At 69.0% G+C, this 26,524-nt stretch carries 20 protein-coding genes and 1 pseudogene; 16 read left to right on the plus strand and 5 right to left on the minus strand.

The features are described from left to right. Positions 1-18 precede the first annotated feature (18 nt). Together murJ and IFT72_RS11105 are read right to left on the minus strand one after the other, a co-directional pair. Positions 19-1,689, minus strand: coding sequence for a murein biosynthesis integral membrane protein MurJ (gene murJ / locus IFT72_RS11100; RefSeq protein ID WP_371741263.1), 1,671 nt, complete (start codon positions 1,687-1,689; stop codon positions 19-21). Next, complete coding sequence (locus IFT72_RS11105; RefSeq protein WP_192046453.1) at positions 1,686-4,055, minus strand: DUF6049 family protein; 2,370 nt, start codon at positions 4,053-4,055, stop codon at positions 1,686-1,688. Before IFT72_RS11105 ends, murJ begins: the two co-directional genes overlap by 4 nt. A gap of 175 nt (positions 4,056-4,230) precedes the next feature. Here IFT72_RS11105 and IFT72_RS11110 point away from each other — a divergent pair, with 175 nt between their 5' ends. The 12 genes and pseudogenes from IFT72_RS11110 (at position 4,231) to rbsD (ending at position 15,992) form a co-directional block, all read left to right on the plus strand. After that, entirely contained in the window at positions 4,231-5,661 is a 1,431-nt protein-coding gene (locus IFT72_RS11110) for a CCA tRNA nucleotidyltransferase (RefSeq protein WP_192046454.1), read from the plus strand. Positions 5,662-5,740: 79 nt separating this feature from the next. Further along, complete coding sequence (locus IFT72_RS11115; protein WP_192046455.1) at positions 5,741-7,162, plus strand: extracellular solute-binding protein; 1,422 nt, start codon at positions 5,741-5,743, stop codon at positions 7,160-7,162. 193 nt (positions 7,163-7,355) lie between these two features. Next, positions 7,356-7,718: pseudogene (rpsF, locus tag IFT72_RS11120) on the plus strand (30S ribosomal protein S6); the annotation flags it as partial. 87 nt (positions 7,719-7,805) lie between these two features. Next, positions 7,806-8,372, plus strand: coding sequence for a single-stranded DNA-binding protein (locus IFT72_RS11125; RefSeq protein WP_192046456.1), 567 nt, complete (start codon positions 7,806-7,808; stop codon positions 8,370-8,372). A gap of 87 nt (positions 8,373-8,459) precedes the next feature. Then, positions 8,460-8,720, plus strand: coding sequence for a 30S ribosomal protein S18 (gene rpsR, locus IFT72_RS11130; protein WP_055964231.1), 261 nt, complete (start codon positions 8,460-8,462; stop codon positions 8,718-8,720). Between the two features lie 27 nt (positions 8,721-8,747). Further along, positions 8,748-9,200 (plus strand): 50S ribosomal protein L9, encoded by a 453-nt coding sequence (gene rplI, locus IFT72_RS11135; RefSeq protein WP_056058172.1) that lies wholly within the window; start codon positions 8,748-8,750, stop codon positions 9,198-9,200. A gap of 360 nt (positions 9,201-9,560) precedes the next feature. Next, positions 9,561-10,592 carry a LacI family DNA-binding transcriptional regulator gene (locus IFT72_RS11140; protein WP_056058174.1) on the plus strand — a complete coding sequence of 344 codons (1,032 nt, stop codon included), beginning with the start codon at positions 9,561-9,563 and terminating at the stop codon, positions 10,590-10,592. Between the two features lie 2 nt (positions 10,593-10,594). Beyond that, a complete protein-coding gene (locus IFT72_RS11145) occupies positions 10,595-12,112 on the plus strand; it encodes a sugar ABC transporter ATP-binding protein (RefSeq protein WP_056058177.1) in 1,518 nt (505 codons plus the stop codon). Positions 12,113-12,144: 32 nt separating this feature from the next. Then, positions 12,145-13,116, plus strand: a complete 972-nt coding sequence (locus IFT72_RS11150; protein WP_056058181.1) for an ABC transporter permease — start codon at positions 12,145-12,147, stop codon at positions 13,114-13,116. 151 nt (positions 13,117-13,267) lie between these two features. After that, a complete protein-coding gene (locus tag IFT72_RS11155) occupies positions 13,268-14,203 on the plus strand; it encodes a substrate-binding domain-containing protein (protein WP_056058184.1) in 936 nt (311 codons plus the stop codon). Next, positions 14,203-15,594 (plus strand): ribokinase, encoded by a 1,392-nt coding sequence (locus IFT72_RS11160; protein ID WP_371741264.1) that lies wholly within the window; start codon positions 14,203-14,205, stop codon positions 15,592-15,594. The genes IFT72_RS11155 and IFT72_RS11160 overlap by 1 nt, the downstream gene beginning before the upstream one ends. After that, positions 15,591-15,992, plus strand: a complete 402-nt coding sequence (gene rbsD, locus IFT72_RS11165) for a D-ribose pyranase (RefSeq protein WP_192046457.1) — start codon at positions 15,591-15,593, stop codon at positions 15,990-15,992. The genes IFT72_RS11160 and rbsD overlap by 4 nt, the downstream gene beginning before the upstream one ends. A gap of 105 nt (positions 15,993-16,097) precedes the next feature. On the opposite strand, the gene IFT72_RS11170 is transcribed toward rbsD, so the two are convergent. Continuing rightward, positions 16,098-16,619 carry a hypothetical protein gene (locus tag IFT72_RS11170; protein ID WP_192046458.1) on the minus strand — a complete coding sequence of 174 codons (522 nt, stop codon included), beginning with the start codon at positions 16,617-16,619 and terminating at the stop codon, positions 16,098-16,100. A 657-nt stretch (positions 16,620-17,276) separates the two neighbouring features. Between IFT72_RS11170 and dnaB the strand changes: the two genes are divergently transcribed. The 3 genes from dnaB to IFT72_RS11185 all read left to right on the plus strand — a co-directional run bounded on the left by dnaB (position 17,277) and on the right by IFT72_RS11185 (position 20,555). Next, positions 17,277-18,668 (plus strand): replicative DNA helicase, encoded by a 1,392-nt coding sequence (gene dnaB / locus IFT72_RS11175; RefSeq protein WP_185230720.1) that lies wholly within the window; start codon positions 17,277-17,279, stop codon positions 18,666-18,668. Positions 18,669-18,808: 140 nt separating this feature from the next. Beyond that, a complete protein-coding gene (locus IFT72_RS11180; RefSeq protein WP_192046459.1) occupies positions 18,809-19,633 on the plus strand; it encodes a nucleotidyltransferase in 825 nt (274 codons plus the stop codon). Between the two features lie 7 nt (positions 19,634-19,640). Then, positions 19,641-20,555, plus strand: a complete 915-nt coding sequence (locus IFT72_RS11185; protein WP_192046460.1) for an S-4TM family putative pore-forming effector — start codon at positions 19,641-19,643, stop codon at positions 20,553-20,555. A 24-nt stretch (positions 20,556-20,579) separates the two neighbouring features. Here the strand turns inward: IFT72_RS11185 and IFT72_RS11190 are convergent, their stop codons facing one another. Both IFT72_RS11190 and IFT72_RS11195 read right to left on the minus strand, forming a co-directional pair. Beyond that, positions 20,580-21,116 (minus strand): GNAT family N-acetyltransferase, encoded by a 537-nt coding sequence (locus IFT72_RS11190; RefSeq protein ID WP_192046562.1) that lies wholly within the window; start codon positions 21,114-21,116, stop codon positions 20,580-20,582. A gap of 17 nt (positions 21,117-21,133) precedes the next feature. Next, the gene (locus IFT72_RS11195; RefSeq protein WP_192046461.1) at positions 21,134-21,832 is read right to left on the minus strand and encodes a hypothetical protein; all 699 of its coding nucleotides are present in this window, start codon (positions 21,830-21,832) and stop codon (positions 21,134-21,136) included. 366 nt (positions 21,833-22,198) lie between these two features. On the opposite strand from IFT72_RS11195, the gene IFT72_RS11200 reads away from it, so the two are divergent. Next, positions 22,199-26,341: an ATP-binding protein gene (locus IFT72_RS11200; protein ID WP_192046462.1), complete on the plus strand. Its 4,143-nt coding sequence runs from the start codon at positions 22,199-22,201 to the stop codon at positions 26,339-26,341. The last annotated feature ends 183 nt before the right edge of the window (positions 26,342-26,524 follow it).

The following is a 26,524-nucleotide window of genomic DNA, read 5'->3' on the forward strand; positions in this document are numbered from 1 at the left end:
CCTCGGGGAGGGCTCGCGTCAGCGTCGGCGCAGCTTGCCGGCGAGCGGTGCGAGGCGGCGCAGCACCGGCCGGAGCAGCTCGTCGAGCTCGGGCAGGCGGATGAGCGCGAGCAGGCCGAAGTAGACGAGAGCCATCACGGCAGCGGCCACCACGACCGTGGCCAGCCCGGCGATCCGGCTCGAATGAGCGAAGCCTTCCGAGACGAAACCCCCGAGGCCGGTGACGACGAGCAGGCCGACGACGCCCGACAGGAGCGAGAAGAACGCGTACTGGACGTACCGGCGCAGCACCCACCGGCCGTCGATGCCGCCGAGGCGGCGCTTGACGAGCACGAGCGCGACGACCGTCTGAGCCGAGCCCGCGATCGAGGTCGTGACCGCGATGGCGACGGCGATCCGGTCGTCGGGCACGACGGCCGAGGCGACGAGAGTGCCGACGACGAAGATGCCCGACTGCACGAGCTGCATGAAGAACGGCGTGCGCTGGTCGTGGAGGGCGTAGAAGACCCGCTGCACGACGAACAGCACGCTGAACAGCACGAGCCCCGGCATGAATCCGACGATGACCTGGGCCATCTGGCCGGCGCCGCGGAAGGTGCTCTCGAAGAAGCTCGCGAAGGGGTAGGCCACCACGCACATCGCGACCGTCGCGAAGACCATGAACATGCCGATGGTGCGGAGCGACTGCGAGAGGTCGACGCGCACCGAGCGGAGGTCGCCGCGCGAGGCGTGGCCGCTCATGCGGGTGAAGTACGCGGTCGCGATCGACACCGCGACGATGCCGTGCGGGAGCATGAAGAGCAGCCACGCGTTCGCGAGGACGGCGTTGGAGGCGCCGGTGCCGCTGCCCTCGGAGGCCACGCGGCTCTGCACCAGGCCGGCCAGCTGCGTCACGAGGACCATGCCGAAGAGCCAGCCCGCGGCCTTGCCCGTGGCGCCGAGGCCCACCCCGCGCCAACGGAAGTCGGGGCGGTACGTCAGCCCCGCGCGGCGCCAGAACAGCAGCAGGAACCCGGCCTGGGCGAGCACGCCGAGGGTGGCCGTGCCGGCGAGGAGGGTGATGCGCCCCGGCGTCCAGACGTCGACCAGCGAGTTCTCGCCGGCGCCGCCGAAGGCGACCATGAAGACGACGAGGCCCGCGATGGCCACGACGTTGTTGATCACGGGCGCCCAGGTGAAGGGGCCGAACACCTGGCGGGCGTTGAGCACCTCGCTGAGCAGCGAGTACATCGCGTAGAAGAAGATCTGGGGGAGGCACCAGTACGCGAACGCGGTCGCCAGCGCCAGCGAGTCGGAGGTGTAGCCCCCCTGGCCGGCCGAGTTGGCCTGCTGCGCGTAGATCCGCACGAGGACCGGTGCGAGGAGGGTGCCGAGCAGGCCGACGACGGCGAACAGCATCGTGCCGAGCGTGACCACCTTGTTGATGAAGCGCTGGCCCCCGTCGTCGTCGTGGGTCGCGGCCCGGACGATCTGGGGCACCAGGACGGCGCTGAGCAGGCCGCCGGCGATCAGCGCGTAGATGTTGTTGGGCAGCTGGTTCGCCAGGGCGAACGAGTCGGCGGCCCGGCTGGCCGTCTGGCCGATCGCGGCGGCGAGCACCGCCGTCTTCACGAAGCCGAGGACGCGCGACACCATGGTGCCGGAGGCCAGGAGCACGCTCGCGCGCCCGAGGCCGGCCTGCCCGCTCACGAGCGGCCCGCCCGTCCGTCGGCGGGGTCGGAGGCGTCGGGGCCGTCGGCCTTCGGCCCGTCGGCCGTGACAGGCTCGAGGCCGTCCGCGCCGTCCGCCCCGTCGAGCCCGTCGCGGGCGCGGCGTCGCTTGCGGAAGGTGCGGTACAGCCCGCCGCCGAAGAGCAGCACGAAGCCGACGGCGAAGACCCAGGTCAACGCGGTCTCCCAGCCGGCCTGGACGTTGACCTGGACGGTGCTGGGCGCGCCGATGACGGCGCCGGTCACGCTGGCGAGCGTGATGCTGGCCGAGACGGTGCCGTTGGCCACGGACTGCACGGGGACGCGCACGCGGACCTGCGACTGGGCCTGGACGGTGACGGGGATGCCGACCTCCTCGACGGACAGGATGGAGTTTGACGGCCTCACCGTGACGTAGACGGTCGCCGCGGAGCTCGTGCCGTTCTCGACGTAGAGCGGCATCGACGAGCGGTCGCCGAGGATGAGCTGGTCGCTGCCCCGCACGACCGACACGAGCCCGGCGGTCGCGCTCGCCTCGGCGTCGGCGACCCCGACCTCGCTGGCGAGGCCCTCGGGGTTGTCGCGCCACGACTGCGAGGTGAGACCGAGGACGCGCAGCCGGACGGCCGCCGTGACGGTCTCGGGCTGCGCGAGGGCGGTGCCGAGGTCGACGACCCGCTGGTCGGCGGCGAGCAGGGTGCGCACCTGCGCGACCCGGGTCGCGTCCTCCGCGCGGTCGACCACGACGGCGCTCGTCCGCGGGGCGTCGAGGGCGTCGCCCAGGCCGACCGTCGTCGTCCAGGGCAGCCCGGCGAGGGCCACGAGCGTCTGGTGCAGGTACGGCCCCTGGGCCGCCCAGTCGCGGTCGAGGGCGGTGAGCAGGGTGCGCGCGTCGCTCGGCCGCTCACGGGCGACGGTGGCGACGCTCGCCGAGAGCTCCGCCACGGCGGCGGCCCAGGCGGCGTCGTCCGGGGCGCCGGCGGCCTGGCCGACCAGGGCGGTGAGCGAGTCGTCGGAGACGAGGCCGGTGCGCCCGCCGAGGTCGACCGCCGCGTTCTCGGTCGAGTCGGTCGAGCCGTCGACGTTCGAGCTCGAGAGGATGGCGCTGGTGGCGCCCGACGCCGTCCAGACGTCGAGGTCCGCGGCGACGACGGAGTCGTCGGTCGGCCAGACGACGCCGGTGTGGCTCCACGGCCAGCTCAGCAGCGACTCCGTGGTGGGGAGGGGCGGGGCCGTCGCGCCGTCGCCGGGCTGCTCGCCGGCACCGGGAGCCTGCCCGCCGGGGTCTGTGCCGGCCCCGGCGTCGTCACCCGCGCCTCCCTGGCCCGCGTCGCCCTCGCCCTCGGTCGAGGGCGACGGGTCGCCCGTGCCGGAGGGCGTGGCCTCGCTCGTGGGCGTGGGCTCGGGGGCGGGCGAGCCGGTGTCGTCGACCTCGGCGAAGAGCGACGGGTCGATCAGCGGGTCGAGCGAGAGGGGCGACGGCAGCGAGGCGGCGCCGGCCTGGCTGAGCGCGGCGGCGTCGGCGTCGGCCCAGGCGAGGGAGAACGACTCGAGCCCCGACGACTGCAGCTGGTCGAGCCAGGAGAGGGCCGAGGGAGGCGCGGAGCTGCCGAGCAGGCGGACGGACGCGATGATCATCGGGTCGACGGCCACCACGGCCCCCGTGCCCTGGACGGCGCGGAGCTGGCGAGTGAGGGTGCCGTCGACCGAGGTGTACGCGCTGAGGGCGGCGGCGTCGAGCACGCCGTTCTCGGTCTCGGGAGTCGTGATCGGCACCGCGACCGCGAGGCGGGTGGGCTGGAACGACTCGCCGGGGAACCACACGACGCTGCTGCGCGTCTGGGCGACCTCCTCGCCGTCGTCGTCGAGCAGCCGGGCCCCCAGGGCGCGGGCGCCCCAGGTGTAGCCCTCGAGCCCGACGTCGGCCGCGGCGACGGTGACCGAGGCCACGGTCTGCGTCGAGCCCGCCGGCACCGCCGGCACGTCGAGCCGGGTGAGGTACGAGCCGAGGTAGTCGGAGCCGGAGGTCGACTCGGGCCGCAGCCAGTTCGCGAGCTTGCCACGCGTCGCGAACGCGCCGCGGTCGAGGTAGACGCGGGCGACCCCGGCCGCCACGTCGGTGTCGCTCGCGTTGCGCACGGTGACGTCGAGGACGAGGTCACGGCCGGGCACCAGCACCCCGTCGGCGGCGGGCGACAGGGTCAGCGTGACGCCGTCGACGGCCTCGCCCTCGTCGGCGGCCGCGGACGAGCTGCTCGCGGAGGGGCTCGACGAGCCGGAGGGCGCGGCGGTCGCGGCGGCCGGCAGGCCGACGACCACGACGAAGACGGCCGTCAGCGCGGCGAGGAGGGCGTGGAGAGATCTCATAGGCAGTGTGCCCGCCGAGCACGAGGCGGCCGGAGGGCATGGCGAGTCTAGGGAACCGAGCCCGGGGGCACGCGGTGCGGCACCCGGGAACCCGCCCACCGGCGGGCCAGGACCATCCCTGGGGAGGAGGCGCGCGGCCGGGCCCGGGGAGGTCGCTGTGGCAAAGTGGTGCGTCATGGACACCGTCGCCTCCGCCCTCCAGCGACTGGACCTCCTGGCCGCCGCCCCCCGCGTCTCCGCGCTCGCCTCCGCCTTCGCCGCGGCCGGCCACGAGCTGGCGCTCGTCGGCGGCCCGGTCCGCGACGCGTTCCTCGGCCGGCCGGTCAACGACCTCGACTTCACGACCAACGCCTCCCCCGACGAGATCCTCGCGATCGTCGTGCCGCTCGCCGAGGCCCACTGGGACGTCGGCCGGGCCTTCGGCACCATCGCCGCCCGCGTCGACGGCGAGGTCGTCGAGATCACGACCTACCGCAGCGACGTCTACGACGGCGAGACCCGCAAGCCCGTCGTCGAGTTCGGCGACACCCTCGAGGGCGACCTCGTGCGGCGCGACTTCACCGTCAACTCGATGGCGCTGCGGCTGCCCGAGAAGGTGCTCGTCGACCCCGCGGGCGGCGTCGAGGACCTGCTGGCCCGCCGCCTCGCGACGCCGGGCACGGCCGTCGACTCGTTCCGCGACGACCCGCTGCGCATGATGCGGGCCGCACGGTTCACCGCGCAGCTCGGCTTCGAGGTCTCGGAGGAGGTGCGGGAGGCGATGACGACCCGCGCCTCCACCCTCTCCATCGTGTCGGTCGAGCGCGTCGCCGACGAGCTCTCGAAGCTGCTGCGCACCGACACCCCCCGAGACGGTGTCCGCCTCCTGGTCGACACGGGTCTCGCCGACCACGTCGTGCCTGAGCTGGCCGCGATGCGGCTCGAGGTCGACGAGCACCACCACCACAAGGACGTCTACGAGCACAGCCTCACCGTGCTCGACCAGGCCATCGGCTACGAGCGCGAGCGCCACCCGGGCGAGGCCCCCGACCTCACGCTGCGCCTCGCCGCGCTGCTGCACGACTGCGGCAAGCCCGCCACGCGCCGACTCGAGGCCGGCGGCGTCGTCACCTTCCACCACCACGACGTGGTCGGCGCCAAGCTCGCGAAGAAGAGGCTGAAGGCCCTCCGCTTCGACAACGACACGATCGCCGCCGTCTCGCGCCTGATCGAGCTGCACCTGCGCTTCTTCGGCTACACCGAGGGCGCCTGGACCGACTCGGCCGTCCGTCGCTACGTGCGCGACGCCGGCGACCAGCTCGAGCGGCTGCACATGCTCACCCGCGCCGACGTGACGACCCGCAACCGGCGGAAGGCCGACCGGCTCGGCTTCGCCTACGACGACCTCGAGGCCCGGATCGCCGAGCTGCGCGACCGCGAGGAGCTCGACTCGCTGCGGCCCGACCTCGACGGCGACGAGATCCAGCGCGTGCTCGGCATCTCGCCGAGCCGCGAGGTGGGCGAGGCCTACCGGTTCCTGCTCGAGCTGCGCACCGAGGAGGGGCCGCTGGGCGCCGAGGTCGCCACCGAGCGCCTGCTCGCGTGGTGGGAGGCGCGGCAGGGCTGAGCCCGACCGGCCGGACCGTCCTGTCCGGGGTACGCGGCCCTGCAGACGGGCACCGCGACTCCCCCGGTAGCCTGCACGCGTGCGCAGCAGACCCCGAGCCGACTCCACCTTCGTCGCGACGTCGGTGGGCGTGCTGATCGTCGCCGCCAGCGCCGCCGGCATCGCCGCGTTCGGCGCCTCGACGGCGCCGGCCCCGGGCGCGCGGCTGACGCCGTCGGAGCAGGGCGAGACCACCGTCACCGTCCGCCTCTGGGACGAGACCGTCGCCGCCGGTTATGAGAAGTCGTTCGCCGCCTTCGAGCGCGACAACCCCGACATCGACGTCGAGGTCGAGGTCGTGCCCTACGCCGACTACTTCGACCAGCTCGCCGACGACGTCGACGACGGCGACGCGCCCGACGTCTACTGGCTGAACAGCTCCCACTACGACGGCTACGCCGAGGCCGGCGACCTCGTCGACGTCGACGCCGTGCTCGGCGAGAGCGCCCGCCGTGCCTGGAGCCCGGCCGTCGTCGACCAGTTCACGCACGACGGCTCGCTCTGGGGCGTGCCGCAGCTCAGCGACGGCGGCATCGCGCTCTACTACAACGCCGACCTGCTGGCCGCGGCGGGCGTCGACCCGGCCTCGCTCGACGACCTCACCTGGGCACCCGGCGGCGGCGCCGACGACACCCTGCTGCCGCTGCTCAAGCGCCTCACCCTCGACGACCAGGGCCGGAACGCCGCCGACCCCGCCTTCGACGGCACCGTGGCGCAGTACGGCTACAACGCGGGCAACGACCTGCAGGCGATCTGGTACGACTACCTGGGCTCGGCCGGGGGCCGTCTCGAGGACCCGGAGGGCGCCTCCTTCGAGCTGGACACGCCGGAGGCGCAGGCCGCGTTCCAGTACCTGGTCGACCTCGTCGGCGTGCACCGCGTCGCGCCCCCGGCCGCCGCCACGAACGCCGACCCCGACCACAGCCGCGACCTGTTCACGGCCGGCCACATGGCCCTGTTCCAGTCGGGGCTCTACAGCCTCTCGACGGTCGAGAGCCAGGCGCAGTTCGACTGGGGCGTCGCGATGATGCCCGCGGGGCCGGCCGGCCGCGTCAGCGTCTCGAACGGCATCGTCGCCGCGGGCGACGCCCACACCGCGCACCTCGACGACACCGCGAAGGTGCTGGCCTGGCTCGGCTCGACCGACGGCGCCGAGTACATCGGGCGCGACGGGGCCGCCGTGCCCGCGGTCACCGGCGCGCAGGAGCCGTACTACGCGTACTGGGCCTCGCGCGGCGTCGACGTCTCGCCGTTCTTCGACGTGATCGCCTCGGGCGACACCATCCCGGCCCCGACGTCGCTGTACGGTGCGGCGCAGCCGGCGCTCGACCCGCTGCTCGACCAGGTGTTCTCGGGCTCGCTGCCGGTGCCCGAGGGGCTGGCGGCGGCGCAGGCCGCGGCGGAGGCGGCGGTCGCGGCCGCCGAACAGGCCAGCGACCCGTCGGCGACGCCCGCGCCGTAGGGCCCTGGACCCGGCCGTCTCGGGGGCCGTGACGGGCCCGTGGGGGCCGACCCGCGCCTCCGGCGTTGTGGCCGGAGGCGCCAGCAGCTACGCTGGGAAGGTTGCGTCTGCCTCTCTGGCCGACGCAGCGTCATGAACACCCTCCTGTCACAGACCGTCTGTGGCCGTCAAGTCCGAAGGAGGTGGGTTAGTCATGCACCAGTACGAACTGATGGTCATCCTGGACCCCGAGATCGATGAGCGCACCGTCGCCCCGAGCTTGGACAAGTTCCTCAACGTCATCCGCGCCGATGGCGGCACCGTCGACAACGTCGACATCTGGGGCCGTCGTCGCCTCGCCTACGAGATCAACAAGAAGTCCGAGGGCATCTACGCCGTCGTCAACCTGACGGCGAACCCGTCGGCCACGGTCGAGCTCGACCGCCAGCTGGGTCTCTCCGAGGCCGTGCTGCGCACGAAGGTCCTCCGCGCCGAGGAGGCCATCGCGATGGTCGCCGCCGCGAAGAAGCTCTCCGACGAGAAGGCCGCCCGCAAGGCCGCCAACGCTGCCGCCGCCCCGGCCGCCGCTGCTGCTCCGGCCGCCGCGGTCGCCGGTGCGTCGCCCGCTGCCCCGTCCGCTCCCGCGAAGGCTGCCGAGTAACCGATGGCAGGCGAGACCGTCATCACAGTGGTGGGCAACCTCACCAGTGACCCCGAGCTGCGCTACACGCAGAACGGGCTCGCGGTCGCGAACTTCACCATCGCGTCGACCCCCCGCACGTTGGACCGCGCGTCCAACGAGTGGAAGGACGGCGAGGCGCTCTTCCTGCGTGCCAGCGTCTGGCGCGAGTTCGCCGAGCACGTGGCCTCCTCTCTGACGAAGGGCTCGCGCGTCATCGTGCAGGGCCGTCTGAAGCAGCGGAGCTACGAGACGAAGGAGGGCGAGAAGCGCACCAGCTTCGAGCTCGACGTCGACGAGATCGGCCCCTCGCTACGCTACGCGACCGCTCAGGTCACCCGTGCGGCCTCCTCCCGTGAGGGCGGCGGCGGCGGCGGTGGCTCCTTCGGGGGCAACCGCGGCGGCGGCCAGCAGGGCCAGGTCGGCGGCGGCCAGCAGTCCGAGCCGTGGGGCCAGCCCGCGCCGGCCCAGGGGGGCAACTCCCAGGGCGGCGGCGACGTCTGGAACACGCCCGGCGGCGGCGGCACCTACAACGACGAGACCCCCTTCTAGGTCGTCACCGACCTCCCAGGTCGTCTCGTCAGGGGCCTCCCGCCCCACCCCCTCAGAACTTCACCATCACTCGAAAGCAGAACAACAATGGCTGGAAAGAGCAGCGGCGACCGTCGCAAGCCCCTCCGCGGCAAGGGCGGCAAGAACGCCGCTCCCGCGAAGGCGATCCGCGTCGGCGTCATCGACTACAAGGACGTCGCGACCCTCCGCAAGTTCATCTCGGAGCGTGGAAAGATCCGCGCCCGTCGCATCACCGGCGTCTCCGTCCAGGAGCAGCGCCTCATCGCCCGTGCCGTGAAGAACGCCCGCGAGATGGCGCTCCTCCCCTACGCCGGCTCCGGCCGCTGATCCAGCGCCGACTGAAGGAGAAGCACCATGTCGAAAGTAATCCTCACGCACGAGGTCTCCGGCCTCGGCTCGGCCGGTGACGTCGTCGACGTCAAGAACGGCTACGCCCGCAACTACCTCGTCCCCCAGGGCTTCGCCGTGGCGTGGAGCCGCGGTGGCGAGAAGCAGGTCGCGCAGATCCGCACGGCCCGCGAGACCCGCGAGCTCAAGACGATCGAGGAGGCCCACGACCTCAAGCAGCGTCTCGAGGCCCAGAAGATCCGTCTCACCGTCAAGACCGGTGCCGACGGCCGCCTCTTCGGCTCCGTCCGCCCCGGCGACGTGGCCGACGCCGTGACCGCCCAGGGCGTCGCGACGATCGACAAGCGCAAGGTCGAGATCCCCTCGGCGATCAAGGTGACGGGTGAGCACGAAGCCACCCTCCGCCTGCGCGAGGACGTCATCGCCACGATCACCCTCACGGTGGTCTCCGCGAAGTAGCTCCACCCGCAGCACCTGCACCGTCACGAGAGCGGCGGCCCCCTCGGGGGTCGCCGCTCTCGTGCGTCGTGGGGTGGCCGGCAGCAGCAGGCCCCGCAGAACCACGGACTGATCAAAGAACCACGTCATCGCGTGGTTCTTTGATCAGTCGGTGGTTCTCGAGCGGGGTCGGGGGACTCGGGGAGGCGCGGGGTCGGGGGACTCGGGGAGGCGCGGGGACGGGGGACTCGGGGAGGCGCGAGGAGCGCGGGGCGGCAGCCGGCGTGGGCGCGGTTGACAGGGCGGGGGCCAGCGCCTACTGTCGTGGAATCGATTCCATGGAATCGATTCCACAGCCCCACTACGACGAGGTAGAGCCCGATGAACGCCGTCACGATCAAGGACGTCGCCACGCGCGCCGGAGTGTCCCCGGCCACCGCGTCGCGGGTGCTGTCGGGCAACCCGTCGACCTCCGCCGAGTCGCGCGAGCTCGTCGAGCGGGCCGTCCGCGAGCTCGACTTCCGGCCCAACGCGCAGGCCCGGGCCCTCCGCTCGACGCGCTCCGACACCGTGGGCCTGCTCGTCTCCGACGTGCGCAACCCGTTCTTCGCCGACCTGGCCCACACCATCGAGCAGGCGCTGCTCGAGCTCGGCTACGTCACGCTGCTCGGCAACGCCAACGAGAACCAGCAGCAGCAGGACCGCTACCTCGACACCCTCATCTCGCGCCGCGTCGACGGCGTCATCGTCGCCCCGCAGGGCACCGACTCCGCCAGCATCGAGGCGCTGCTCGCCCGCGAGGTGCCGACCGTCTTCGTCGACCGCACGGTGCCCGGCCTCGACGTGCCGAGCGTCACGACCGACAGCGGCCCGGGCATCCGGGCCGCCGTGCGCCACCTCGCCGAGCTGGGCCACACCCGGGTCGGCTACATCGCCGGCCCGCAGAGCGTCTCGACCGGTCGCGAGCGGCTCGAGTCGTGGACGGCCGCGATCGCCGAGCAGGGCCTCAGCGACGACCCCGCGCTCGTGCACGTCGGCGACTTCCAGTCCGCCAGCGGCTCGGCCGCGGTGCACGCCTTCCTCAGCCTCGACGAGCCGCCGACCGCCATCCTCGCCGCCGACAGCCTGATGGCAGTCGGCGCCATCGCGATGCTGCACCGCCTCGACCTGCGCATCGGCCGCGACGTCGCGGTCGTGGCCTTCGACGACATCGAGTGGTTCTCGCTCATCGACCCCGCCCTCACCGTCATCTCGCACAGCGTGGAGGACATGGGCGCCACCGCCGTCGCACTGCTCCAGGAGGTCATCTCCGGGGGGCGACCGGAGTCGGTGACGCTCGTGAGCGAACTGGTGATCCGCGCCTCCTCGTCCTCTCCCGTCCCGACACCGCCCCGATCCCTCGGCAGGAACTGACCATGACCCCCACGATCGACGACGATCGCCCGCTGCTCACCCTCGACCACGTCAGCAAGTCGTTCGGCCCGGTGACGGTGATCGACGACGTCACCGTGCACGTCCGAGCCGGCAAGGTGCAGGTGCTGCTCGGCGAGAACGGCGCCGGCAAGTCCACGCTGATCAAGATGATGTCGGGCGTCTACCAGCCCGACGGCGGCCGTGTGCTCGTCGACGGTGAGCCCGTCTCGCTGCCCGGCACGCTCGCGGCCGAGAAGCTCGGCATCGCGACGATCCACCAGGAGCTCAACCTCGTCGCCTCGCTCAGCGTCGCCGAGAACGTGATGATGGGCCGCTTCCCGCGGAGGTTCGGCATCGTCGACCGCCGCGAGCTCAAGCGCCGCGCCCGCGCCGCCCTCGAGATGATCGGCCTCGACGTCGACGTCGACACGAAGGTCGGCACGCTCGGCATCGCCCGCCAGCAGCTCGTCGAGATCGCGAAGGCGCTGAGCATCGACGCGCGCATCCTCATCCTCGACGAGCCGACCGCGGCCCTGACCCGCCACGAGACCGAGCAGCTCTTCTCCGTCGTGGCGCAGCTGCGGGCCCGCGGCGTCGGCATGCTCTTCATCAGCCACCACCTCGACGAGATCGCCGAGATCGGCGACACCGTGGCCGTGCTGCGCGACGGGAAGTTCGTCGCCGAAGTGCCGGCGAGCACCCCCGAGGCCGAGCTCGTGCGACTCATGGTCGGCCGCGACATCGACGAGCAGTACCCGCGCGGCACCGGCCCGGTCGACTCCGCCGAGGAGGTGCTGCGCGTCGAGGGCCTCACCTCGAGCGTCTTCCGCGACGTCAGCTTCACGGTGCACGCCGGCGAGGTGCTCGGCATCGCGGGGCTCGTCGGCGCCGGCCGCACCGAGGTGGTCCGGGCGATCGCGGGAGTCGACAAGTACGACTCCGGCACCGTCAGCGTCCGCGGCGTGGTGCTGAAGAAGGGCGACGTCGCCGGGGCCATCGCCGCGGGCGTCGGCCACGTGCCCGAGGACAGGAAGGCGCAGGGCCTCGTGCTGGGCGCCTCCGTCAACGACAACCTCGGCTACGCGACGTTGGCCCGCAGCGCGAGGGCCGGGCTGGTCGACTTCGCCGGCCAGCGCTCGGCGGCCGAGGCGGTCGCGTCGCGCCTCCGCATCAGGATGCGCGACATCGACCAGCAGATCGGCTCGCTCTCCGGTGGCAACCAGCAGAAGGCCGTCTTCGGCCGCTGGATCATCGCCGGCTCGACCGTGCTGCTGCTCGACGAGCCCACCCGGGGCGTCGACGTGGGAGCCAAGGTCGAGATCTACGAGCTCGTCAACGCGATCACGGCCGCCGGCGGAGCCGTCGTCATGGTCAGCAGCGAGCTGCCCGAGGTGATGGGCATGAGCGACCGGATCCTCGTCATGCGCGACGGAGTCGTCGCCGGCGAGGTCGCCGCGGCCGACGCCACGCAGGACGCCCTGATGACGCTCGCCGCCCGCGACGTCGCCCCCACGAACTGACCCCGACAGACGAACCCAGGAAGACGACCCAGATGACCACCACCACCGTGAAGGCGCAGCGACGCTCCTTCGACATCAAGGCGTTCCTCGCCGCCAACGGCGCCCTCGTCGGGCTCGTCGTGCTCTGCCTCGCGCTGTTCATCGCGACGCCGGACTTCCTCACCGGGCGCAACCTGCTCAACATCGGCATCCAGGTGTCGACGGTCGCCGTGCTGGCCTTCGGCATGACCTTCGTCATCGTCGCCGGCGGCATCGACCTCTCGGTCGGCTCGGTCGCGGCACTGTCGGCCATGGTGTCGGGCTGGTTCTTCGCCACGGCGGGGCTGCCCGGCGGGCTGGCGCTCGTGCTGGGGCTCGGCACGGGCCTCCTCGCCGGCGTCGTCAACGGCCTGGCGAGCGCGTACGGCAAGCTGCCGTCGTTCATCGCGACGCTCGCCATGCTCAGCGTGGCGCGGGGGCTCACCCTCGTGGTCTCCGACGGTCGCCCGATCGCGACTCCCCCGGCCGTCTCCTTCCTCGGCGGCAACGTCGGGCCGGTGCCCGTGCCGATCATCGTGCTGGTGATCGCGGCCGCGATCGCGTCGTTCATCCTCAACCGCACCGTCATCGGCCGCTCGATGTACGCCGTCGGCGGCAACGCCGAGGCCGCGCGCCTCTCGGGCCTGCCCGTCAAGCGCATCGTCGTGGTCGTCTTCGGCCTCGCCGGGCTGTTCGCCGCGCTGGCGGGCCTGCTGCTCGCCGGCCGCCTCGACTCGGCCCAGCCGCAGGCGGCCTCGGGCTACGAGCTCGACGCGATCGCCGCCGTCGTCATCGGCGGCGCGAGCCTGGCCGGCGGCGTCGGGCGCATCTCGGGCACGATCATCGGCGCGCTCGTGCTCGTCGTGATCCGCAACGGGCTCAACCTGCTGAACGTCACGTCGTTCTGGCAGCAGGTCGTCATCGGCGTCGTCATCGCGCTGGCGGTCGGCGTCGACGTGCTGCGGCGCAAGACGCGCAACGCCTGAGCGCTACGGCCGCCCGGCCGCTGAGCGTCCCGTGGCCGACACCACGCGCCGCGCCGCTCCGGCGGGCTCCCCCGGGTGCCGGCACCGCGCCTCCCACGCTCCCCCTCCTCTTCTCCCCCACCCCCCACCCGCACCCCACGAAGGACCCACGATGAAGTCGACCTCGTTCCGCAAGACCGCCACGATCGCGGCGATCGCCGCCCTGATCACGACCGGCGCCGCCGGCTGCAACCGCACCCCCGCCGGTGAAGCGGACAAGCCCACGGTCGTGCTCTCGCTCAGCACCCTCAACAACCCGTTCTTCGTCGAGCTGCGCGACGGCGCCGTCGCCGAGGCGAAGAAGCAGGGCGTCGACCTCGAGGTGGTCGACGCGCAGAACGACTCCGCCACGCAGGCGAACCAGCTCGCGACGGCCGCCTCGAGCGCCGACGCGGTCATCCTCAACGCGGTCGACAGCGACGCCGCCGGCCCCGCCGCCAAGCAGCTCAACGACTCGTCGGTGCCGATCGTCGCCGTCGACCGGGCCGTCAACGGCGCCGACGTCGCCTCGTTCGTCGCGAGCGACAACGTGGCCGGCGGCAAGCAGGCCGCCGACGCCCTCGCCGCCGCCATCGGCGAGAAGGGCGAAGTCATCGTGCTGCAGGGCGTCGCCGGCACCTCGGCCAGCCGTGACCGCGGCCAGGGCTTCGCCGACGGCATCGCCGCGTACCCGGGCATCACGGTGGTCGGCCAGCAGACGGCCAACTTCGACCGCGCCACCGCGCTGGACGTGACCACCAACCTGCTGCAGGCGCACCCCGACGCGGTCGGCGTCTTCGCCGAGAACGACGAGATGGGCCTCGGAGCGATCCAGGCGCTCGGCTCGCGCGCCGGCACCGACGTGAAGGTCGCGGCCTTCGACGGCACCGAGGACGGCCTGAAGGCGGTCGAGGCCGGCACCATGTCGAGCACGATCGCCCAGCAGCCCGCCAAGCTGGGTGCACTGGCCGTCGACCAGGCCGTCAAGGCGATCGACGACGACGGGGCGGCCGACGAGGCCGTCGACGTCATCACGGTGACGAAGGAGAACGTGGGTGACTTCAGCTGATGAGCAGTGCGGATGAGGCGGGTGCGGGTGCGGCGGCCGCCGGGCAGGTCGGTGCGGGCGGCGACGCCGGTGCGGCCGGTGGGGCCGGTGCGGCCGGTGCCGGGCAGGTCGGGACCGAGGGAGGCGCGGGGTACGGCCTCGAGGCCGGGATCGTCGGTGACGTGACCGGCTCGGGGCAGCCGCGCCGCGCCTCCGGCGGGCCTGCGGCGGGTGGGGAGGCCGGGGCTGACGCCCAAGGCTCCCCCGCCGACGGCGACCGCTCGGGCACTCCTGCCGCCGGCACCGTCACCGGCACGGTCGTCGTGGTCGGGTCGATCAACGTCGACCAGGTCGTGACCGTGGCGCGCCTGCCTCGTCCGGGCGAGACGCTCATCGGCACCGGCATGGTGCTGCTGCCCGGGGGCAAGGGCGCCAACCAGGCCGTCGCGGCCGCGCGTCGCGGGGCGTCGACCGTCATGGTCGGTGCCGTCGGCGACGACGTGCACGCGGCGGCGGCGACCCCGCTGCTGACCGAGAGCGGCGTCGACACGTCGCGCGTCGAGGTCGTGGCCGGCCCCACCGGGCTGGCCGTGGTCAGCGTCGGCGACGACGCCGAGAACACGATCGTCGTCGTGCCGGGCGCCAACGCGTCGGTCGGGCACGACGCCGTGGAGCGTCACGCCGACGTGCTGCGTTCGGCGGCGGTGGTCGTGCTGCAGGGCGAGATCCCGGCCGACGGCATCGAGCACGCGGCGCGGCTCGCGACCGGGCGGGTGCTGCTGAACCTGGCGCCCGTCGTCGCGGTCGACGCCGACGTCGTGCGGCTGGCCGACCCGCTGGTGCTCAACGAGCACGAGGGGCGCCTGCTCCTGGCGGCGCTCGAGGGCTCGGCGTCGGTCGCCGACGCCGCTGAGCTCGGTGACGACGCCGTCTCGTCGGTGTCCCTGTTCTCCGACTCGCCCGAGGGCGGACCGACCGACGGCTCGGACGGCCTGGGGGAGGCGCGCGACGCGGACGCCGCGGTCGTCACCGCCCTGCGCCAGCACGGGGTGCCCTCGGTGGTGCTCACGCGCGGATCCGCGGGCGCGATCGTCTCGGACGCAACAGGTCTGCACCACGTCGCGTCGCCGCGCGTGGCGGCGGTCGACTCGTCGGGGGCCGGCGACGCGTTCGTCGGCGCCCTGGCGGCGCGGCTCGCGGCGGGGGCGACCCTGCTCGAGGCGGCGCACGAGGCCGTGCGGGTCGGGGCGTACTCGGTGACGGGCGCGGGGACGCAGCCGTCGTACCCGGGGCTGGGGGACGAGCTGCCGTCTGTGGAGTCTGTGGAGTCTGTGGAGGACGGTGACGCGGCGGGCTCTGTGGAGTCTGGGGGCGCCTCCTTCACTGCCTCTCCCGCTGGGGATTGCGCGTGAAGCGCGGCGGACTGCTCAACGCGCAGCTGAACGAGGCGATCAGCCGGCTCGGGCACGGTGACCTGGTGGTCGTGGCCGACTGCGGGCTGCCGCAGCCGGTCGGGGTGCCGGTCGTCGACCTCGCGGTCGTGCACGGGCTGCCGAGCTTCGCCGGGGTGCTGGACGCGCTGCTGAGCGACCTGGTCGTCGAGGGCGTGACGGCGGCGGCGGAGAGCCGCGGGGTGGCGGCTGGTGAGGTGATCGAGGCGCGGTTCGGTGCGGGCGGGCTCGGGCTCGAGGTGGCGCACGTGTCGCACGAGGAGCTCAAGCGGCTCAGCGGCACGGCGCGGCTGTTCGTGCGCACCGGTGAGGCGACCCCGTTCGCGAACGTGGTGCTGCGCTGCGGGGTGCCGTTCTAGCTCGCCCGCTGCGCCCTGCCGAACCCCGTTCCGCTCATCGCACCCCGCTACGTCGGGGTGCGGTGAACGGAACGGGGTTCTTCAGCGCCCGGGGAGACCCGGGCGTCAGAACACGGCCCACGACGAGGCCCGGTCGCCGTCGAGCTCGGCGAGGGCCCGGCGCCGGTCGCGGGCGGCGGCCGAGCGCTCGGCGAGGAGCGGCCCGAGCGCGCCGAACACGACGCCCGGCAGCACCCAGCCGGGCCACGGCAGCACGAACCCGCCCACGAGCACCATGGCCGTCGTCGACAGAGCTGCCGAGATCGAGCCCAGCACCAGGACGCGGAGGCGCGGTGAGGCCCCCGCGAGGACGGGCCGGAAGAGAGACACCAGCGCCCCGAGCAGCGCCCCGGCGACGAGGCCGACCGGGACGGTGAAGCAGGCGAAGAGCAGCCACGCGATGACGAGGCCGGGCGCGGCAGCCCACGAGCTGCTCAGGAGGCCGCCGTCGGGGGTGAGCGTGAGGGCGGAGGCGGTCACGGGGGAGACGAGCCCGGCGGCGGCGCCGACGAGCAGGCCGGTGAGGGCGTAGGGGCCGGTGCGGGTCGAGGCGTCGCGCAGTGCGGGGGCGGAGGGGTCGTCGGTCATGCCCGCCCCCCTGTCGTCCGGTCGCCGGGCGTGGTCGCCCGTGCTGACTCCATCCAGGCCCACGCGCGCCCCGCGCGCAACCCCTCGAACCACCGACTGATCAACGAACCACGTTGTGACGTGGTTCGTTGATCAGTCGGTGGTTCGGGCGCGCCAGCGGGCTGTGCGGGCGGCGGGCCCGGGGGAGTCGCGGCTCGGCTCCAGGGCCCGCCACCCCCGAACGAGGGGGTTGCCGGAAGCTGAACACGAGCCGTGCCCGTACAGGTCCGCGAGCCCCCGTGTCAAATCTCTCGTCCACAGGCAGTTGTCAAATCGGGAGTCTCAACTCCTGGTTCAGACTATTTTCTGCACACAGGGTGGGGAAACGGAAACCCCAGGTCAAAGCCGGTAGACCGGCCGGAATCCCCATTTTCTCCACAGGTCGATCCACAGTTGTCCCCAACCGCCTCCGGCGTTTCTCACCGGTTCTCCCCAGGGTTATCCACAGGGCTGTTTGCTGTGGAGAACTAGGTGTCCATAAGGTGTACCAGCGCTCGTCAGGGTGGGTCGCGACGGTCTGGTCAGGGGTTGTCGGGGGTCTGCCGTAGAACGGTCTCGAGCGCCTCCCGTGCTGCCCGGCACGGCCCCGAACACCGTCTCTTCTCCTCCGGAGGTCCCATGTCGATCGCCCACCTCGGTCTCGCCAGCGACACCAGCGACCGTGACCGGAAGGGCGGCGGCGACCGCGGCAACATGATGGACCGCGTGCCCCCGCACGACCTCCTCGCCGAGCAGAGCACCATCGGCGGCATGCTGCTCAGCAAGGACGCCGTGGCCGACGTCATCGAGACGGTGCGCGGCATGGACTTCTACGTGCCGAAGCACGAGGTCATCTACGACGCCATCCTCGGTCTGTACTCGCACGGCGAGCCCACCGACGTCATCACGGTCAGCGACGAGCTGATGAAGTCGGGCGACCTGTCGAGGGCCGGAGGCGCGGAGTACCTCCACACGCTGACCGGCGTCGTGCCCACGGCCGCGAACGCCGGCTACTACGCCTCGATCGTGGCGGAGAAGGCCGTGCTGCGGCGCCTGGTGGAGGCCGGCACGCGCATCGTGCAGATGGGCTACGCGAGCGAGGGCGAGGTCGTCGACCTGGTCAACAACGCGCAGGCCGAGGTCTACAACGTGGCCGGGGGAGTCCAGACCGAGGACTACGTGCCGCTGAACGAGGCCGTGACGGTCGCGATCGACGAGATCGAGGCGGCCAAGGGCCGTGACGGTCAGATGACCGGCGTTCCGACCGGCTTCGCGCAGCTCGACGCGCTGACGAACGGGTTCCACCCCGGGCAGCTGATCATCGTGGCCGCGCGACCGGCTCTGGGTAAGTCGACGTTGGCGCTCGACCTGGCGCGGGCGGCGTCGATCAAGCACGGGCAGGCGTCAGTGTTCTTCTCGCTCGAGATGGGGCGCAGCGAGATCGCGATGCGTCTGATGTCGGCGGAGTCGAGCGTGCCGCTGCAGAACATGCGCAAGGGAACGGTGGATGCGCGTGACTGGACGAACATCGCCCAGGTGCGAGGGCGGATCAACGACGCGCCGCTCTTCATCGACGACTCGCCGAACATGACGCTGGTCGAGATCCGGGCGAAGTGCCGTCGTCTGAAGCAGCAGCACAACCTGAAGCTGGTCGTGATCGACTACCTGCAGCTGATGACGTCGGGCAAGCGGGTGGAGAGCCGTCAGCAGGAGGTCTCGGAGTTCTCGCGAGCCCTGAAGCTGATGGCGAAGGAGCTGCAGGTGCCGGTGATCGCGCTGTCGCAGCTGAACCGTGGCCCCGAGCAGCGTGCCGACAAGAAGCCCGCGATCAGCGACCTGCGTGAGTCGGGGTCGCTCGAGCAGGACGCCGACATGGTCATCCTGCTGCACCGCGAGTCGGCCTACGAGAAGGACAACCCCCGCCAGGGCGAGGCCGACTTCATCGTCGCCAAGCACCGCAACGGGCCGACGGACACGATCACGGTGGCGTTCCACGGGATGTTCTCGCGGTTCGTGGACATGCCCAGCTAGGCCTCGACAGTTGTGGATTCTCACGCGAATCTGCCACTTCTCAACTTTATTTGCCACACGTTAGGCAGGCTGACAGGATCTCGCGGCACGACGTGACGGTGATGACCGCTCCGGTGATTCCCTAGCTGACAAGGATGTCCATGACCGAGACCGCCGAGGCCTGGCTGAACCGAACCACCAGCTTCTGGACCCCTAACGCCACCCAGTTCGACGGAGCACGGAGCCACCGAACGTCGATTGAGTCAAAATTGGACGCCGCCCTCGGCATTTACCGGATGTTCGAGATCGGTTCCCTCAGACACGGCACCGGCATCTGGCTGCACAGCGACGCTGACTACCTGGTCTCGCTGAAGGGCAACCAGCCGTCGTCCCCCTGGACGGTTTTGAGCAACGTCAAGGCCGCTCTGCAGGATCGCTTTCCCCACACCACCATCGTGGTCCGCCAACCGGCCGTGGTATGCCATTTCTCCGATGGGATCGTCGAGGTCGTACCGGGCTACATCACCACAAGCGGATACTCCATCCCAGATCCGACGGGTGGGTGGATGAAAACACACCCCGACGAGCACAGTTCTTGGGTCAACGAGGTCAATAAGAAGCACGGAGGGGCGGCGAAGAAACTGGCTCGTCAGGTGAAGATCTGGAAGTACAAGCGGAACGTTCCTGTGTCCTCGTGCTACCTCGAGATGAGAGCCGCCAAGCACATTAACGGGGAAAGTTCTTACTTCCCCGTCTGGGACCTCCACCTCGCGCTGGAGAAGATCCACGACGCCAACTTGGCTGCGATGAACGATCCGACAGGCCTCGGATCGCGATTCACCGCGACGTCGTCCGAGACTAAACGGGCAGACGCGATGTCGAAACTCGCGACAGCGGTCTCGCGGGCCGAGAAGGCACGCGAGTACGAGAAGGCTGGCGACCACGTCGCGGCGATCGTGCAGCTCAAGCTCCTTTTCGATGAGTAGGCCCGGCATGTCTCGGTTCGATTACTTCCCACCACCCAGCGAGTCAATAGTTGCTCGGCAGAATGACCTGCACGCCCTGCGTCTGCTTCTCGCGCAGCGGCGCCTCTATACTCGTGCGAAGCGCTGGCAGGGCGCCAGGTGGGTCGGGATGCTGGTTCTTGGCATTGGAGCGCCGTTCGTCGCTCTACTCGCTCCTGCTCTCGCCGTCGTCGTCGGAGCTATCGCAGGGTTGTGGCTCCTCGCCGGCCGAACCGTCTTGGCATGGTTGGAGACACGGACCATGGTTCGAGCCGCTTGCGTGCAGGAGCAACTTGACCACTATCTCTTCTCGATGCCTGAGACCATCACCCGAGCTGAGCGGCCGTCGCCCGAAGACATCGCCTTAGTTGCGCCCGAGGAGGAGGCTTCGCTTGTCAAAGCTGCAAAGAAAGAGCGTCTGATCGATTGGTACCCAGTTGACGCCGCCACCCCTGGCGCTGTGACCATCGCCATCGCGCAGCGAAGCAACGCTGCTTACACAGACCGGCTCATCAGGACGACTGTCACCGTCTGGGCTCTCGGTGCGGTTAGCTGGCTTGCCATCCTCGTGATCTGGGCAAGCCTAAGCGGTATAACACTCGCGAATTTCCTCCTCGGTGCGCTTTTCCCTGTTCTCCCGGCGTTCCTCGATGTGGCCGAGTACGTCGGTAATACCTGGAAAGCGGCACAAGACCGTTCCGACCTGGCCGCCACGATCGCTCGCCGACTTGCTCAGGACGCCACCTCTGTTGATGGACAGGACCTTCTTGTCTGGCAGGAGCGGCTCTTCGATCTCCGGCGTACCACCCCACAAGTCCCTAACTGGCTCTACTGCCTTACCCGTCGACGCAATGAACGTGCCATGAACGCCGCAGCGCGGCAGCTCCGCCGCACCATCAGCTAACCCCCCCCACCGAGCAATGCTTCGTCAACGCGTGCCGAAATCAAAGGCCAGCGGCCGTGGAGGCCACTCCGACGGGTCATCGGAGCGCCGTCGCTCGATCAGAACGGTATTCCGCCACACACCGGCGTAGGGCCCGGCTTCTGCTTGCGCGATACGTTCCCGTGTCCCGATCCGGCGGAACCCCGCCCGGTCGTGGAGGGCCAGGCTCGCCCCGTTCTCGGGGAAGATCGACGACTGAACGGTCCAGATTCCCGCGGCATCGACTGAGGCGAGGAACGAACTCAGCAGCTCACGCCCGATGCCTCGGCCCTGGGCCGAGGCGGCGATGTAGACGGAGTGTTCGACGACGCCGGCATAGGCCGGCCTGGCCGACGTCGCGGACGCCGCCACCCAGCCGAGGACCGCGCCTGTGGTGTCGTCGACGGCGACGAATCGGTGCGGCGCGAGCTTGCCGGCATGGAACGCCTCCCAGGTCGGGGTACGGGTCTCGAAGGTGGCGTTACCGGTGTTGATGCCCTCTTGGTAGATCTGCTCCACAGCGAGCCAGTCGTCCGGGGTCATGGCCCGGACGGTGACGCTCACGAGCAGCACCCACCTGCTGCCGGTCCGTCGACGGCGCACCCGGAGGCGTCCGGGAGGTTGGTTGAGCAGACGCCCGTCTCGGGGAGTTCGAGCTGCACGAGGCGGGCGGCTTCGTGGTTGCCGGCGAGTTCGTCGGCGATGGATCGGACCTGCTCGTAGCCGGTGAGGAGCAGGAACGTCGGGGCGCGGCCGTAGGACTTCATGCCGGCGATGAAGAAGTTCGGTTCCGGGTGCCCGAGCTCTGCGATGCCGTGCGGGTAGACCGTGCCGCAGGAGTGCAGGTTTGGGTCGATCAGCGGTGCGAGCTGCCGAGGCGCTTCGACGATCTCGTCGAGCGACACCCGGACCTCGCGGAGCATGTCGAGGTCAGGGCGGAACCCGGTCGCATTCACCACAACGTCCGCAGCGACCGTCAGGGCCTCACTGCGTCGCCGCCCGACGAGCTGCACGCCGACGTCGGTTTTGGTGACGTCGTCGACCTCGAACCGGTCGAGCAGGGCGATCGCGCCCGCTCGGACGAGGTCGCGGACGGCGCTGCCGAGGTCGCCGCGGCCCTCGAGCTGGTCGGCTGCGGACCCGTAGACGCGGGCGGGGTTGCTGCTGCGGATCGCCCACGTGATCGTCGTCCCGGGGGCTTCCCTGGCGAGGGTGGCGAGCTTGATGAGGGTGTTCGCGGCCCCGTGCGAACACCCCATGGGTGTCAAGGCGATGAGCCCTGACCTGATCGCATGGTGCCTTCATCCGCGAGGGGTAGATGGTTGACCTAAGAGCCGAGTGGAGTGCTCTAGGCCAGAGTCGCCAACGAGCGAGGTACGAGTTTCGGAACGGGGTGCTGTTTTAGGGCATGCACCGCCGCTCGCGGATGTCAACTAATACTTGCGGGAAGCGGTCTCAGTCTGAGCGACGCATCCGGGTCGAAAATCGATGTGACAGCCTTTGACAATGGGTAATTGACCTACTTGACTGGCGCTTAGTCGCGTTCCACGGGCTGCGACAGCACGTTCTCAGCAATGAATTCCGTCCGCAGGACCTGTCATCAGCCCCCTTCGAAGGTTGTTCTCATGAGTCTTTCCTTGCCGGACGTTGACTTCGCAAGAATTCGGCCTTACGGGCAGCCGGCGGCTAGGAGCAACGCATTCGAAGAGTTGGCTTCCATTCTCATTCAACAGGGAGTGGCTCACTGGCCGGCCGGAACAAGTTTTCACCGCTTTGGCAACCCGGATGGCGGCCGAGAGGGAAAAGGCGTTTTGCCCAATGGAGACGTGTGGGCATGGCAAGCGAAGTACCTCTTCACCTTCGACTCATCCGCAGCGGGTCAAATCGATGGCTCTGTCCGGCGTGTTCTTGAGCTGGAGCCGAATCTTAAGAAGTACTTTGTTGCTCTTCCAATCGACTTGCCGGCTGGGGACACCGCCACGCGGGTGTCAGCCAACACCCGTTGGGACCAGAAAGTAGCTGAATGGCAGGAGCTCGCCAATGCAAAGGGGCTCTCGGTCTCTTTTGTTTTCGTTGGCGCTCATCAACTACTGACGGCTCTCACGGAACCGAGGCATGCGGGTCGGGCACGGTACTGGTTCGATGCGCCCGTACTCACGAAGGTCGCGCAGGAGCACTTGATTTGTGAAGTGCTCGCCAAGGCGGGTAGACGGTACAGCCCCCGACTCCACGTTGCCGTGAGTACGACCAAAGCACTCGATGGAGTTGGACGAGTAGACAGTTACACCGAACGCTGGCAGAATATTTTGGCTGACTTGCGCTCTACACGAAGGTGGCCCTGGAGGGCTCCAGAAGCAGATAAAGAGGCGTATGACGACGCCTTAGCCCTTTGCGACGCGGCTCTAGTCTCGGCCGACGAGTCATTGCAGCAAATGATCAGCGCTACACGCTCATTTGACGAGCTACCTGATCTCAGTGGTGCACTAAGAACCTCCCTTGAGAGACTCAACACCGTCTCTGGCTTGCTCCGCGAGCGAGCTCAATCGGAGTCCGGGTTCTACCTTGACGCGGCGGGCACGTTGTACACGGACGTCCGGGATGCGACGGTCGCTCTTGGGCGAGGCCAACAGCTTGTTGATTCCGTCGCAACGCAGGCCGCGCAGACGAACGAAATGCTCTTGGTAGGGGGAGCCGGTGTTGGCAAGACGCACTTGTTGTGCGACGTGGCCCGTAAGCGAGTCGCTGCTGGGCGTCCTACCGTGATGATCCTTGGTCAGGACTTTGATGGACGATCTCTCTTCGCGCAGGTCGGGGAACTCAGCGGCTTGGGAGGATCCGTCGATGAGGTCCTGGCCGTACTTGATGCAGCAGCTGAAGCTTCGGGCGCTCGTGGCCTCCTGATCATCGATGCTGTGAATGAAAGCGAGAAGCCGGAGCGATGGTTGGACACTGCTCGGGCCCTCCGAACAAAAGTTGCTCGATTCCCTCATGTTGCTCTCGTGCTTTCATGCCGTAATGAGTTTCTAGGGTCCGTGATCGAAGCCGACGACCTGCCCCTCGTTGAGCACTTCGGTTTCGACGAAGCCGTAGAGGATGCTGTTCAGCGCTTTGCCACCGAATATGGCCTGGAAGCTCCATCGTTTCCGGTGCTCAACGTTGAGTTCAGCAACCCACTCTTTTTGAAGCTGACCTGCGAAGCGTTGACAACTCTGGGTTCGTCTCGTTTCACTTTTGGCGCTGCTGGGCTCACGACGTTGTGCAACGCCTTTACTGAGGCGGTAAACCTTCGCCTTTCGTCGCCTAGCCGCTGCGACTTTGACGTACGAAGCAACCTCGTGGGGCAGGTGGTCCACGAATTGGCCCGCTTGGGAAACCGGACTATGACCCGGCTAGAGGTTGAGAAAGTGACCTCGGCCCTGCTGCCACAACGGACCTGGTCCAAATCGCTGATGAGTGGTCTTCTCGCCGAGGGACTTCTCATCGAAGTAGGAGATAAGAAAATCGCATTCGGCTACCAGCGACTTGGCGACGTAGCTTTGGCGGCCGAAATAGCGGGGAAGACACCAGGAGATATTCGGGCTTGGGTGCTCGGCCTTGGCCGTAGCACCTGGCGGGAGCACGGTGTCATCTCGGCCTTGGCCGTCATGGTTCCCGAGATCCATAAGCTTGAGCTTGTCGATCTTGTTGCGGTCGACGGGAGCGTTCCAGCGTATGCGGTCGACAGCTTCCTGGAGAGCCTTGTGCTCCGCGAACCAAGTTCCATAGACAAGCGAACGATTGAAGTCGTCGAAGGCCTCTTAATTTCGGATCTCTATTCCAATGAAATGTGGGACCGACTTGTCCGGCTCGCTTGTATCCCGGATCACCCTCTAAATGCTGCTTGGCTCCACCAGCACCTTGCGGCGCTGACGATGCCAGATAGAGACGCGACATGGTCCACGTGGCTTGTCGGAGCGCTTGATGTCGAGGAATCATCGCCGGTCAAAAACACGATCCGGTGGGCCTGGCCCGGAGGCGATCGAGGTAGCGAACACATTTCGGAAGAAGTGGCGCCGCTTGCGACGCAACTGCTGGCTTGGTTCCTTACGACTACTGATCGACGTGTTCGAGATCAGGCAACAAAGGCGATGGTGAGCGTTGGCGAGCGCCGTCCTAGGGCACTCGTCGACGTCCTAACTCGTCTGAACGAGACAGATGATCCATATGTAATCGAACGGGTGACGGGTGCAGCTTGCGGTGTTGCCCTTCGACAGCGGCAGACCGAAGTGGTATTTCCAATAGCGGAGGCTCTGCAGGAGTATGTAGAACCCGGTTGGCCAATGCACCTCCTCACTCGCGATTACATTCGGCGCGTCATGCAAGTCGCCAGGGAAATGGGGTGGGATGGCCCCGACGGATCGCCGCCCTATGGAGCCGCCTGGCCGGTCACCTCTATTTCGGCCGATGAAATCGAAGCACTCGCCGGCCCACCGGAATACTCCTACGGTTCAATCTGGCACTCGCTTTCCGGCATGGGCGATTTTGGACGCAAGGTCCTCAAGCCGGCACTTGGAAGGTTTCAATGTGACGACCGAGGGGCGCTCCAGGACGCTGCGGAACGAGCCATTTTTGACCGGACGCTTGACCTGGGTTGGTCGCCCGAAAAATTTGGCCTAATCGACGATCGGCGCCGAGCGCCAATGGACGGACCGGTGGAGAGGGTCGGAAAGAAGTACCAATGGATCGGGATGTACGAAGTGCTGGGCGCCATCTCAGATCACACGGAACTTAAGGAGGAATGGTCCTCGGATGGACCTCGCGCATATGCCTCAGCCGAGGATGTGATCTGGCGAGACATCGACGTTACGATCCTTGCGCGCCAGCCCGGCGCTAACGATGCGCCTAGCGACTGGTTCTCGCCCTTGAAGCCGACATTTCCCACAACGCTTGTCACTGACTACCCCGTAGACATGTCGGGAATCCCGGACCCGATAGACCTTCTGGGGCCGACAGATCCGGACGGTAATCAGTGGATCGCGCTCCTCAGCTTCCCCAGCTGGCGGCAAGAACATGATCCTGAGGTTCTGGCAGTGAATCCGCCTACTCGCGACGCGTGGATGCAATTGCATGCCTACCTTGTCCCCACAGACGAGCTGGAAACGCTCAAATCCTGGGCTATGGGGCGCGATTGGTTCGGGCGCTGGATGCCGGATATTGCCGAACCGGCCAATTTACTTCTAGGCGGCCATCCTTCTGACACGCATTGGGCGACAGCATCAGGTCAAATTAACGCCGACGAGTGGAATACATACTCGGGGGGGCCTCAACCGGTGGAACTCATGCAATGCGGCGCCGCATACGGAGGCACCGGCTCAAATCGTGATGCTTCGGACGCTCGCGAGACCCAAGGTTTCCTCCCTACGCGTGCGCTCTTTGACATGCTCGGATTGCGACATGGTATTGACTTTCTCTGGAACGATGATGAAGGCCTAGCCGTTTTCGACCCGTCAGTGTCGGGTGGTGGTGAAGGCGTCTTGCTTCTTCGTAGAGACCTTGTCGCCACTTTAGAGCGGGGTGGGTACAGCTTGTTCTGGACGGTTCTTGCCGGCCATGAGCATTCGACCGGTGGATTCGGAGTCGGTCGCGAGGACTATCGGTGGATTAGCGCCAGCGCGGCCTATGTGCTCGAAGGGAACTCCATCAAGAAGGTCTATTCCCGAGCTGCTCGATTCAGGCCAGGTCCGGAGAAAGAATATGAGTTTAATTGGGAATTGAGGCCCGAGGAGTAGACCCCTCGGTGGCTATCCGGCGCGGTCCATTTCTCACCTATTTTGCGGAAAATGCTCCTTTAAGTCCCTGCTCTGTGGTCCTGTGATGTTCCTTCTGACAGGCCCACATGACGCCTTTTCGAGGGTTGCCGTGGCCAAGGCTCATATTCGGACAATTCATACATCCCAGCCGAAACTCCTCTG

This window comes from Frigoribacterium sp. CFBP 8754 (assembly GCF_014841815.1).
GTDB classification, from domain to species: Bacteria; Actinomycetota; Actinomycetes; order Actinomycetales; family Microbacteriaceae; genus Frigoribacterium; species Frigoribacterium endophyticum.